General features: G+C 61.8%; 14 protein-coding genes. 11 read left to right on the forward strand and 3 right to left on the reverse strand.

The window, feature by feature from the left end:
* Positions 1–21: 21 nt before the first annotated feature.
* Complete coding sequence (locus RLCC275e_RS19575; RefSeq protein WP_033182083.1) at positions 22–714, reverse strand: DNA-3-methyladenine glycosylase family protein; 693 nt, start codon at positions 712–714, stop codon at positions 22–24.
* Between RLCC275e_RS19575 and gluQRS the strand changes: the two genes are divergently transcribed.
* A complete protein-coding gene (gene gluQRS / locus RLCC275e_RS19580; RefSeq protein WP_033182082.1) occupies positions 713–1,594 on the forward strand; it encodes a tRNA glutamyl-Q(34) synthetase GluQRS in 882 nt (293 codons plus the stop codon). The two genes, RLCC275e_RS19575 and gluQRS, sit on opposite strands and share 2 nt — an antisense overlap.
* Here gluQRS and RLCC275e_RS19585 read toward each other — a convergent pair.
* A complete protein-coding gene (locus RLCC275e_RS19585; RefSeq protein ID WP_033182081.1) occupies positions 1,559–2,482 on the reverse strand; it encodes a YihY/virulence factor BrkB family protein in 924 nt (307 codons plus the stop codon). The two genes, gluQRS and RLCC275e_RS19585, sit on opposite strands and share 36 nt — an antisense overlap.
* A 76-nt stretch (positions 2,483–2,558) precedes the next feature.
* Here RLCC275e_RS19585 and RLCC275e_RS19590 point away from each other — a divergent pair, with 76 nt between their 5' ends.
* From RLCC275e_RS19590 to RLCC275e_RS19620, 7 genes are all read left to right on the forward strand, one after another.
* A complete protein-coding gene (locus tag RLCC275e_RS19590) occupies positions 2,559–3,392 on the forward strand; it encodes an SDR family oxidoreductase (RefSeq protein ID WP_033182080.1) in 834 nt (277 codons plus the stop codon).
* An 18-nt stretch (positions 3,393–3,410) separates the two neighbouring features.
* Positions 3,411–3,614: a twin transmembrane helix small protein gene (locus RLCC275e_RS19595; RefSeq protein ID WP_033182079.1), complete on the forward strand. Its 204-nt coding sequence runs from the start codon at positions 3,411–3,413 to the stop codon at positions 3,612–3,614.
* Positions 3,615–3,635: 21 nt separating this feature from the next.
* On the forward strand, positions 3,636–4,214 hold the full coding sequence (locus tag RLCC275e_RS19600) for a cob(I)yrinic acid a,c-diamide adenosyltransferase (protein WP_033182078.1): 579 nt from the start codon (positions 3,636–3,638) through the stop codon (positions 4,212–4,214).
* 33 nt (positions 4,215–4,247) lie between these two features.
* On the forward strand, positions 4,248–5,033 hold the full coding sequence (locus RLCC275e_RS19605; RefSeq protein WP_033182077.1) for a rhomboid family intramembrane serine protease: 786 nt from the start codon (positions 4,248–4,250) through the stop codon (positions 5,031–5,033).
* Between the two features lie 186 nt (positions 5,034–5,219).
* Positions 5,220–5,969: an electron transfer flavoprotein subunit beta/FixA family protein gene (locus tag RLCC275e_RS19610; protein ID WP_033182076.1), complete on the forward strand. Its 750-nt coding sequence runs from the start codon at positions 5,220–5,222 to the stop codon at positions 5,967–5,969.
* A 23-nt stretch (positions 5,970–5,992) separates the two neighbouring features.
* Positions 5,993–6,934, forward strand: a complete 942-nt coding sequence (locus RLCC275e_RS19615) for an electron transfer flavoprotein subunit alpha/FixB family protein (protein ID WP_130707873.1) — start codon at positions 5,993–5,995, stop codon at positions 6,932–6,934.
* Positions 6,935–7,082: 148 nt separating this feature from the next.
* The gene (locus RLCC275e_RS19620; protein WP_003543296.1) at positions 7,083–7,964 is read left to right on the forward strand and encodes a 3-hydroxybutyryl-CoA dehydrogenase; all 882 of its coding nucleotides are present in this window, start codon (positions 7,083–7,085) and stop codon (positions 7,962–7,964) included.
* A 54-nt stretch (positions 7,965–8,018) separates the two neighbouring features.
* Here RLCC275e_RS19620 and tlpA read toward each other — a convergent pair whose 3' ends face one another.
* Positions 8,019–8,681, reverse strand: coding sequence for a thiol:disulfide interchange protein TlpA (gene tlpA / locus RLCC275e_RS19625; RefSeq protein WP_033179413.1), 663 nt, complete (start codon positions 8,679–8,681; stop codon positions 8,019–8,021).
* A gap of 40 nt (positions 8,682–8,721) precedes the next feature.
* Here tlpA and argH point away from each other — a divergent pair, with 40 nt between their 5' ends.
* The 3 genes from argH (at position 8,722) to lysA (ending at position 11,752) form a co-directional block, all read left to right on the forward strand.
* Complete coding sequence (gene argH, locus RLCC275e_RS19630) at positions 8,722–10,125, forward strand: argininosuccinate lyase (protein ID WP_033179333.1); 1,404 nt, start codon at positions 8,722–8,724, stop codon at positions 10,123–10,125.
* Between the two features lie 134 nt (positions 10,126–10,259).
* The gene (gene lptM / locus RLCC275e_RS19635; RefSeq protein WP_017995323.1) at positions 10,260–10,472 is read left to right on the forward strand and encodes an LPS translocon maturation chaperone LptM; all 213 of its coding nucleotides are present in this window, start codon (positions 10,260–10,262) and stop codon (positions 10,470–10,472) included.
* 11 nt (positions 10,473–10,483) lie between these two features.
* Complete coding sequence (lysA, locus tag RLCC275e_RS19640; protein ID WP_033179334.1) at positions 10,484–11,752, forward strand: diaminopimelate decarboxylase; 1,269 nt, start codon at positions 10,484–10,486, stop codon at positions 11,750–11,752.
* Positions 11,753–11,795 lie beyond the last annotated feature (43 nt).

Raw genomic sequence — 11,795 nt, forward strand, 5'->3', positions numbered from 1 at the left:
CAATTTGAAGAGTGTTGCCGATCAGCCGATCGGCACCATGTCACGGCGCATCTTCGTGGCGTAGTAGGCCCAGAAAAGCCGTGCCGCCACCGAGCGCCACGGCGACCAGACTTCCGAAAGCTCAGCAAGCGCCTTCGCCTGCGGCCGTGCTGCAAGACCGAATGCCGCCCCCACGGCATTCTGCAGCGCGACATCGCCGGCCGGGAAAACATCGGCATGGCCGCCGCAAAACATCAGATAGACCTCTGCCGTCCACGGCCCGACGCCCTTCAGTGCGGTCAATTCGCCAAGCGCCTCGCCCGGCGGCTTAAGGCAGAGCCCGGAGAGATCGAGGCGGCCGGAGGCGACCGCGTCGGCGATCCGCGACAGCGTCTCGGCCTTGGCGCGCGACAGGCCAAATTCGCGCCAGGCCTCGGTGTGAAGCAGTGCGTAACCTTCGGCCGTCAGCGAACCGTCCACCGGCAGCATGCGCCGCCAGATCGCCTCGGCGCTGGCGCGCGACACCATCTGCGAGACGATGATATGGGCAAGACCGGCAAAGCCGGGCTCGCGCAACCGCAGCGGAATGGGCCCGGCCTCAGTGACTACAGGCGCAAGGCGCGGATCGAGGCGAAGCAGCGCTTCGAGCCCATGCCTGACATCGTCGTCGTTGCGGATGATCTGCACTTTGCCTCGCAGTGGTTCAAAAGCCGAATCCATGGCAGAAGAAAGCATGACCACGAGTGAGCGTCAAAAACCCGTCTTTCGTTTTGCGCCGAGCCCCAACGGACCGCTGCATCTCGGACATGCCCTCTCGGCCCTCTTGAACCGCGACATGGCGGAGGCCGAACAAGGCCGCCTGCTGCTGCGCATCGAGGATATCGACCAGACGCGCTGCACGCCCGAGTTCGAGGCCGGCATTCTCAGGGACCTCGAATGGCTCGGTATCAGCTGGGAAAGCCCGGTGCGGCGCCAGTCGGAACATTTTCCCGAATATCAGGCGGCGTTGCATGCGCTGATCGAGCGCGGACTGGTCTATCCGGCCTTTCTGACGCGCGGCGAGGTAAAGGCGCGCGTCGTCGCCTACGAGGCGGCGGGTGAACCCTGGCCGCGCGATCCCGACGGCACTCCGCATTATCCCGCAAATGATCGCGAGCGTCCGACAGACGAATGGCGGGACATGCTGACCTCAGGAAAGAAACATGCCTGGCGCCTCGATATGCGTAAAGCGCTCGACCTGACCGGCGAACTGCTGTTCTGGACGGAAACCGGCGACGGCAGGACAGGTGAGATCGCCGCCGAGCCCGACGTCTGGGGCGATGTCATCCTGTCGCGCTCTGATGCGCCATCGAGCTATCATCTGTCCGTGGTCATCGACGATGCGCTGCAGGGCGTCACCCATGTCGTGCGTGGGCTCGACCTCTTCCACGCGACATCGGTGCACCGGCTGTTGCAGGTGCTGCTCGGCCTGCCGCAGCCGGCCTATCACCATCATCGTCTCATTCTCGACGCCGACGGCCGCAAGCTTTCGAAAAGCCAAGGCGACAGCGGGCTTGGCGAATTGCGTGCCCGGGGCATGTCAGGGGCGGATATTCGCCGCCTTGTCGGGCTCTGATTGCCTTTCGACACGCTCTCTGCCAACGATCGAAAGCGTGCGGGAGAACATCCGGAAGACGCGGAACTTGATCAGCGCCGCGTTGAGTTCCGCGCCGATAATGAAGATGACGCCGACCATGTAGAGGAAGATCAACACGATCATGACGGAGGCGAGACCAGCATAGGTTGCCGTATAATTGGCGAAGGTCGCCAGATAATAGGCAAAGATCAGCGCGCCGGCGAGCCAGAGAAGCAGCGTCAGCAGCACCCCGGGAATGACGTCGAAGACCCGCCGCTTACCGGCCGGCAGCCAGAGATGCATGACCAGCAGTCCAACGGTCAGAACCACCAGCGTGCCGTAAATGCGCCAGCTGAAGACGATGTCGAGCGTATCGGCAAACAGCGGAAACCATTTCCTCGAATAATCGAGCGCCAGCGGTAGGGCGACCAGCAGAATGCTGATCGCTGTGAAGATGATGACCGCGATTAGCACGTAGCCCAGGCTGGCGAGACGGGTGAAATACCAGGGCCGCGTTTCCTGCACCCGATAGGCGCGATTGAGCGAAATGCGCAGCGCCTCGACACCGTTCGAGGCGAAATAGGCGGCCGCCAGCACCGAGATCGTCAGCAGCCCGCCGCGCGGAATGGTCAGCACCTGCAGCACCTGGTCGGCGAGCGGTTTGGCGATCGCCTCGGGCCAGGTGTCGAAGATCAGGTGGATGGCGGTCGAGGAAAATTGATCGGCGCCGAGGAAGCTTGCAAGCGCCGTGCCGAAGATCAGGAAGGGGAAAACCGCAAGCAGGCTCGACAGCGCCACATGGCTTGCCATGGCGAAGCCGTCGTCCTCGACCATGTGACAGATCGCGTCATAGACCACGTCGTAGATCGTGCGTAGCACCTTCGGCATTCCGTCTCCGGCTTTCCAGATTGTATCCTCTGGCCGAATATGGGAAACGAGTCCCATTTTGTACAGGAATCATTCCATGGCGGGAGAGCGCACCATCGTCGTGACCGGATGTTCGTCCGGTATCGGCGCTCATTGCGCGCGGGCGCTGAAAGCCGATGGCTGGCGTGTCTTCGCAACGGTGCGCAAGCCGGACGATCTCAAGGGGTTGGAAGCGGACGGCATCGAAGCCTTTCTGATGGACTATGCCAGGACCGAGACCATTTCCGACCTGGTCAGCGCGGTTCTGGAACGCAGCGGCGGTCGCATCGACGCACTCTTCAATAACGGCGCCTACGGCCAGCCGGGCGCCATCGAGGATCTGTCGACGGCAACGCTGCGCGCGCAGTTCGAGGCGAATTTCTTCGGCTGGCATGAACTGACGCGGCAGGTCATTCCGCCGATGCGCAAACGTGGCCAAGGCCGGATCGTGCAATGCTCGTCGATCCTTGGCGTCGTCCCCTATCGCTACCGCGGCGCCTACACCGCGTCCAAATTCGCGCTCGAAGGCCTCAGCATCACCCTGCGCATGGAGCTGCAGGGCAGTGGCATCCATGTCAGCCTGATCGAGCCGGGACCGATCGCCACGCGCTTCACTGCCAATGCGCTCGCAAAGATCAAGGAACATATCGACCTCGAGAATTCGCCGTACGCGGTCGATTACATCAGGCAACTGGCGAGACTCGACGGATCGGGGCCGGTCAACCGCCATAAACTTGGCCCGGAAGCGGTCTATTCCGTGTTGAAACACGCATTGAACTCGAAAAATCCGAGGCCACATTATCCCGTAACGACTCCGGCTAAGCAGGGCATGTTCCTGAAGCGGCTGCTTCCGGCAGACCTCTTCTACCGCCTGATGCGCTGGACGGACTGACTGAGAAAGCTGAACGCCATGTCCACAGTCACCTATATTCTCGCGATCATCGTTATGGGCCTCGTCGCCCTCGTCCTGATCCGCGGCCTCTTCAACATGATGAAGGGCGGCGATCCCAACCGTTCCAACAAGCTGATGCAGCTTCGTGTGCTGTTGCAGGCGATCGCCGTCGTCCTGATCATGGTGACGCTGTGGCTGACCGGCGGCGGCCGCCCGACCTGACCGGGATTCAAGGGGGAAACCATGGTCAAGCTCAACAAGATCTACACGAAAACAGGCGATGACGGTACGACCGGGCTGGTGTCCGGTCCGCGCCGGCTCAAAGACGATCTGCGCGTCGAGGCTTACGGCACCATTGACGAGGCCAATTCCGCGATCGGCATGGCGCGGCTGCACACGGCCGGCTTGCCTGAACTCGACGCCATGCTGATGTCGATCCAGAACGATCTCTTCGATCTCGGCGCCGATCTCGCCACCCCCGACACCGGTGAGCCGCCGGCCTACGAGCCGCTGCGGATCGCCGAGACGCAGGTCGACCGCGTCGAGCACGATATCGACCAGTTGAACGCCGATTTGGAGCCGCTGAAATCCTTCATCCTGCCAGGTGGCAGTCCGGCCGCGGCACATCTGCATATTGCCCGCACGATTGCGCGGCGCGCCGAACGTTTGATGGTCGAGCTTGCTCGCACCGACGGCGAAATCGTCGGTGAGCCGGCGATGAAATATGTCAACCGCCTCTCCGATTTCCTCTTCGTCGCCGCACGTCATGCAAACGACCAGGGCCGTGCGGATGTGCTTTGGGTTCCCGGAAAAAACAGATAGGCTTGCCTCGATCACGATCGCCGGGGGGCCTTTATGTTCATACCACTTCACGATGCCAATACGCTGAAACATATCAAAGTTCAGTGGGTGACGCTCGCACTGATCGCGCTGAATATCGCGGTCTGGCTTTTGACCAGCCTGGAGAGCGAACAGGCAGCCCAGGCGACGACTGTCGGGCTCGGCTATATCCCGGCAATCGCCTTCGGCCATGCGATGCTGGCTCAGGGGCTCGAAATCGTGCCGGAACCGCTGACCTACCTTACCTATGCCTTCGTCCACACCGGCTTCTGGCATCTGGCCGGCAACATGATCTTCCTCTGGGTCTTCGGCGATAATGTCGAGGATGCGATGGGACATCTGCGCTTCCTGATTTTCTATCTCGTTTGCGCGGCCGCCGGCGCGCTCTGCCACGGCCTGCTGACCATGACCTCGGAAGCGCCGTTGGTCGGCGCATCGGGGGCGGTCTCCGGCGTCGTTGCCGCCTATGTCATGCTGCATCCGCGCGTCAGGGTCTGGGTGCTGGTGTTTTTCCGTGTGCCGTTGCCCCTGCCGGCCTTCGTGCCGCTGCTTCTGTGGATCGGGCAGCAGTTTTTCATGCTGGCGATCGCACCTGACGGCGACGTTTCCTGGGGCGCGCATGTCGGCGGCATCCTGGCCGGGGCTTTCCTGATCCTGGTGTTGCGCCGGCCTGGCGTGCCGCTCTTCGACCGGCAGATCGTCACGCCCCGCGCCGTCAGAAACGACCCAGGCGCCGGCCCGGCCATCGCAGCCGGCACGGACGGACGGACGGCGCAGCGATTTCCCTGGGGCCGCCGCTGACGACAATATTGACGTGAACGTAAACGTTCATATATTGCCGAGGCAAATTGCCTGCCGGCGTCATGCAAGCGTTGAATTTGGAGGAAAAACGCGTATCCATGTCGCCATTCGACAATCGGAGCGGCGCCCAAGCGCGCATTTTCAAAAAAAGTCTCTGAAGCCAGTTTCTCCTGAAGGAAGGACCCCATGAAGATACTCGTCCCAGTCAAACGGGTTGTCGACTACAACGTGAAGATCCGGGTGAAGCCGGATGGCACGGGTGTCGAGCTTGCCAATGTGAAGATGTCGATGAACCCGTTCGACGAGATCTCGGTGGAAGAGGCGCTGCGGCTGAAGGAAGCCGGCAAGTGCGAGGAAGTGGTCGTCGTCTCGATCGGTCCTGCCAAGGCTGAGGAGACGCTGCGGACCGCACTTGCGATGGGCGCCGACCGGGCGATCCTGGTCGAGACCGACGATCAGATCGAGCCGCTCACTGTCGCCAAGATCTTGAAGGCTGTGGCCGATGCCGAACAGCCCGGTCTGATCATCGTTGGCAAGCAGGCGATCGATGACGATTCGAACCAGACCGGCCAGATGCTGGCGGCATTGCTCGGAACCGCCCAGGCAACCTTCGCCTCGAAAATCGAGATCGGTGACGGCAAGGCTCAGGTGACCCGCGAAGTCGATGGCGGCCTGCAGACGATCGAGATCAAGCTGCCGGCGGTCGTCACCACCGATCTGCGCTTGAACGAACCGCGCTATGCCTCGCTGCCGAATATCATGAAGGCGAAGAAGAAGCCGCTCGACAAGAAGACGCCAAGCGACTTCGGTGTCTCCACCACGCCACGTCTCAAGGTGTTGAAGACCGAGGAGCCGTCCGGCCGCAAGGCCGGCGTCAAGGTCAAGTCGGTCGCCGAACTCATCGACAAGCTCAAGAACGAAGCCGGCGTGCTTTAAGCCAGAACTAGGGAGATATCATCATGGCCATTCTTCTTCTGGCTGACCACGACAATGCAAGCCTGTCCGATCAGACCGCCAAGACGCTGACGGCTGCCGCAAAGATTGCCAAGGACCAAGCAAGCGATATTCACATCCTCGTCGCCGGCAAGGCTGCCAAGGCTGCTGCCGATGCCGCCGCCAAGCTTGCCGGCGTATCCAAGGTGCTGCTGGCCGAAAGCGACGAACTGGCCAACAATCTGGCCGAACCGCTGGCCGACCTGATCGTCTCGCTGGCGGGAAGCTACGACACGATCATCTCGGCTGCCACCTCGGTCGGCAAGAATGTTCTGCCGCGCGTCGCTGCTCTTCTCGACGTTGCCCAGGTCTCGGAGATCATCGAGGTGATCTCGTCCGATACCTTCAAGCGGCCGATCTATGCCGGCAATGCCATCCAGACGGTACAGGCGAGCGATGCCAAGAAGGTCATCACCGTGCGCACCGCATCCTTCGCCTCTGCGCCGGAGGGTGGTTCGGCCACCGTCGAAGGGATCCCGGCGGTTTCCGATCCGGGACTGTCGACCTTCGTCAGGGACGCGCTGTCGGCCTCCGATCGCCCGGAACTGACCTCTGCCAAAATCATCATTTCCGGTGGCCGTGCGCTCGGCTCGGCGGAGAAGTTCAAGGAGGTCATCCTGCCGCTGGCCGACAAGCTCGGCGCTGCCGTCGGTGCATCCAGAGCCGCCGTCGATGCCGGTTATGCGCCGAACGACTGGCAGGTCGGCCAGACCGGCAAGGTGGTCGCGCCGCAGCTCTATATCGCCTGCGGCATTTCAGGCGCCATCCAGCATCTGGCCGGCATGAAGGATTCGAAGGTGATCGTCGCCATCAACAAGGACGAGGAGGCGCCGATCTTCCAGGTCGCCGACTACGGATTGGTCGCCGATCTCTTCGACGCCCTGCCGGAATTGCAAAAGGCGCTCTGACCGCGCCAAATGCTTTTCTTTCGCACTTGCGAATGACTGGAAAATTATATTTTATCGGGCTACTACTGCTGCCGGGCGATCCTTCGTCCGGCAGTATTGCTAGAAAAATGCGGCGGCGCGGGGGCGCATGCCGTGCGGGGGTTTGGAGATGAATGCGGTGTTGAAGAATATTGGTATTATCGGTGCCGGTCAGATGGGCTGCGGCATCGCGCATGTTTCGGCCGCCGCAGGTTACAGGGTTCACATCTACGATCTCTCGCAGGACCGCATCGAATCCGGCCTTGCCACCATCAACGGCAACCTGGCCCGCCTGGTGACGAACGGCAAGATGACCGAAGAGGAGCGCAAGTCGACCTTGTCGCTCATCACAGGCTCGTCCGATGTCAATGATCTCGCCCCCTCCGATCTCGTCATCGAGGCCGCCACCGAGGATGAAACGGTCAAGCGCAAGATCTATACGCAGGTCTGTCCGGTCCTGAAGCCGGAAGCACTGCTTGCCACCAACACCTCTTCCCTGTCCATCACCCGGCTTGCTGCCGCCACCGACCGCCCCGAGCGCTTCATGGGCATACATTTCATGAACCCGGTGCCGGTGATGAAGCTGGTCGAACTGGTGCGCGGCATCGCGACCGACGAGAAGACCTTTTCCGCCGCCAAGGAATTCGTCGGCACGCTGGAAAAGACCATCACCGTCGCCGAGGATTTCCCGGCCTTCATCGTCAACCGCATCCTGCTGCCGATGATCAACGAAGCGATCTACACGCTCTATGAAGGCGTCGGCACGGTCGACGCCATCGATACAGCGATGAAGCTCGGCGCCAACCATCCGATGGGACCGCTGCAGCTTGCCGATTTCATCGGCCTCGACACCTGCCTCTCGATCATGCAGGTGCTGCATGACGGCCTGGCGGATTCGAAATATCGTCCCTGCCCGCTGCTGGTAAAATATGTCGAAGCCGGCTGGCTCGGACGCAAGTCCGGCCGCGGCTTCTATGACTATCGCGGTGAAGTGCCGGTCCCGACGCGGTAAACACCTGCTGCTCGAAGCACTATTTTCATGCAGGAGGGTTGGCCGTTCGCGGCCCTACGACCCGATCGCGCCCTTGATCAAAGCCTTGGCATCCTCGCTGTCCCAGGCAGCCGGCCCGTTCATCGCCGAAATCAGGCATCCCTTGTCATCGATCAGCAGCGTCACCGGCAGCCCCATGGCGAGGCCCTCCTTCTTCAGATTGTTGAACACCGAAATCGTATTGTCGCGATAGAGCTGCAGCGCATCGACGCCGATCTCGGTGAGGAACGTCTTCGGCTTCTCGTCGTCGCCGCTATCGATATTGACCGGCACCACCTGGAACCTGTCGCTGCCCATCTCCTTCTCGAGCGCGTTCAGCGCCGGCATCTCCTCGCGGCAGGGAACGCACCATGTCGCCCAGAGATTGAGAAGCACGGTCTTGCCGGCGAAATGATCGAGCGTCAGCGGCTTGCCGTCCGGCCCGTTGAAGGAGACCGCAGTCAGTTTCCGAGGCTCATAGGCGGCGACCATGGCGGCCACCTGTCCCTTCATCAGCGGTGTGACGCTGGCGACGCGATCCCTCGCAAGCTTGCATTCGGCTGACGCCGTTTCGCCGCCGCCATTGCCAATCCCCGTCTCCTTCACGTATACCGCTGCCGCACCGGCAACGACACCCGCAATGGCGGCCATCGCGATCCATTTCAGGGATGGCAGCCCGAGGGGTTTTCTTGTCGTCATTTCATTCTCCTGGACATGCATCCTCAAGGCGGACACCTTCATGGCCGACGACACCACGGACACCAAATCCTCCAACCAGATGTGGGGCGGTCGCTTCGCCTCCGGCCCAGACGCGATCATGGAGGAGATAAATGCCTCGATCGGTTTCGACAAGAAGCTATTCGCGCAGGATATCCGCGGTTCGATTGCCCATGCGACGATGCTCGCCCATCAGGGGATCATTTCCACTGACGATAAGGACAAGATCGTTCACGGGCTAAACACGATCCTGTCAGAAATCGAAAGCGGCAATTTCGAATTTTCGCGCCAGCTCGAAGACATCCATATGAATGTCGAAGCACGCCTGGCGACGCTGATCGGGCCGGCCGCCGGCCGGTTGCACACCGCCCGCTCGCGCAATGATCAGGTGGCGCTCGACTTCCGTCTCTGGGTGAAGGAAGAGCTGCAGAAGACCGAGCAGATGCTGACCAACCTGATCGCGGCTTTCCTCGACCGCGCCGAAGAACATGCCGAAAGCGTCATGCCGGGCTTCACCCATCTGCAGACCGCCCAGCCCGTTACCTTCGGCCATCACTGCATGGCCTATGTTGAAATGTTCGGCCGCGATCGCTCGCGCGTGCGCCACGCCATCGAGCATCTGGATGAAAGCCCGATCGGTGCCGCCGCACTTGCCGGCACCGGCTATCCGATCGACCGCCACATGACGGCCAAGGCGCTCGGTTTCCGCGAGCCGACCCGCAACTCCATCGATACGGTCTCCGACCGCGATTTCGCCATCGAATTCCTGTCGATCGCGGCGATTGCGGGCATGCACCTGTCGCGTCTGGCAGAAGAGATCGTCATCTGGTCGACCCCGCAATTCGGTTTTGTGCGCCTGTCCGACGCTTTCTCGACCGGCTCCTCGATCATGCCGCAGAAGAAGAACCCGGATGCCGCCGAACTGGTGCGCGCCAAGACCGGCCGCATCAACGGCTCGCTGGTGGCGTTGCTGACGATCATGAAGGGCCTGCCGCTCGCTTATTCCAAAGACATGCAGGAAGACAAGGAACAGGTCTTCGACGCTGCCGAGAGCCTGGAACTGGCAATCGCCGCCATGACCGGCATGGTGCGCGACATGACCGTTAACACCGCGCGCATGAAGGCGGCGGCCGGCTCCGGCTATTCGACGGCGACCGATCTTGCCGACTGGCTGGTGCGCGAAGCGGGCCTCCCCTTCCGCGACGCCCATCACGTCACCGGCCGCGCCGTAGCGCTCGCCGAAAGCAAGGGCTGCGACCTTGCCGAGCTGCCGCTCCCCGATCTGCAGGCGATCCATCCCGACATCACCGACAAGGTCTACGGCGTGCTGACCGTCGAGGCCTCGGTCGCCAGCCGCAAGAGCTTCGGCGGCACCGCGCCGTCCGAAGTGCGCAGGCAGATCGCCTTCTGGCGCGCCCGCAACTAAGAGATACCAGGCGTGGCGAAAAGCCGCCGCGCCCTTCCTGCGGGGCGCGCAAAGACCGCCAACAATCAGGGTGCACAAGGCAGATAAACTTCGCTATGAAGATCTCCATCATCCGATATGAATGATGCCGTCACATGCCGCAAAAGAGGATATCCATGAAGAGCTTGCCGCACCTCGTCCGCCTGACGGCGGTTCTCGCCGTCATCGGCCTTGCCGTTGCCGGATGCGGGCGCAAGGGCGACCTCGATCCGCCGAGCGCTGCGGCAACCAAGGAAGGCGACGTGTCCAAGCCGACGAAACGGCCGGGAACCGTCGACAAGCCCTTCCTTCTCGATCCCCTTCTTTAAGGCATAAGCCCGTGAACCATTTCGAGTACCGCGACGGCGTCCTTCATGCGGAGAACGTCCCCGTTCCCGAGATCGCCAAGGCGGTCGGCACCCCTTTCTACGTCTACTCCACCGCGACGCTGGAGCGCCATTACCGCGTCTTTTCGGAAGCCTTCGCCGACATGGACTCTATGGTCTGCTATGCGATGAAGGCGAATTCGAACCAGGCGGTGCTGAAGACGCTGGGCCGCCTCGGCGCCGGCATCGACGTCGTCTCGGAGGGAGAGCTGCGCCGCGCGCTTGCCGCCGATATTCCGGCAAACCGCATCATGTTCTCAGGTGTCGGCAAGACGCCGTCCGAGATGGATTTCGCCCTCGAAGCCGGCATTTACTGTTTCAACGTCGAATCCGAGCCTGAACTCGAGATCCTCAATCAGCGCGCCGTCAGCGCGGGCAAGAAAGCGCCAGTCTCCTTCCGCATCAACCCTGATGTCGATGCAAAGACGCATTCCAAGATCTCGACCGGCAAGAAGGAAAACAAGTTCGGCATCTCCTGGGAGCGCGCCCGCGCCATCTATGCCCATGCCGCCAGGCTGCCGGGCATCGAGGTCACCGGCATCGACATGCATATCGGCAGCCAGATCACCGAATTGCAGCCCTTCGACGACGCCTTCAGACTGCTGCACGACCTTGTCGCGACGCTCCGCGCCGACGGACACACCATCCACCACGTCGATATCGGCGGCGGCCTCGGCATCCCCTACAAGGACGACAACAATCCGCCGCCGCTGCCGGATGCCTATGCCGCAATCGTCAAGAACCAGCTGCGCGGCTTAAACTGCAAGATCATCACCGAGCCCGGCCGCCTGATCGTCGGCAATGCCGGCATCCTCGTGACCGAGGTCCTCTATGTGAAAGATGGCGGCGAAAAGACCTTCGTCATCGTCGACGGCGCGATGAACGATCTCATTCGCCCGACGCTCTACGAGGCCTATCACGAGATTCGGCCGGTAACGATTTCGGCGGCTAACGCTCCCCGCATCCGCGCCGATGTCGTCGGCCCCGTCTGCGAGACCGGCGACTATCTGGCGCTCGACCGCGAGATGGCGATGCCGAAGCCCGGCGACCTGATGGCCGTCAGCACCGCCGGCGCCTACGGCGCGGTCCAGGCCGGCACCTATAACAGCCGCCTGCTGGTGCCCGAAGTTCTGGTCAGGGGCAGCGATTTTCATACGATTCGCCCGCGCAGAACCTATGCCGAACTGATCAGCCTCGACTCCGTTCCGGCCTGGCTCGACTGAACAAGCCATCACTTTTTGGCGAACAAACGTGAAAAGCCGGTAA

Source organism: Rhizobium brockwellii, assembly GCF_000769405.2.
In the GTDB taxonomy this organism is placed as follows: Bacteria; Pseudomonadota; Alphaproteobacteria; order Rhizobiales; family Rhizobiaceae; genus Rhizobium; species Rhizobium brockwellii.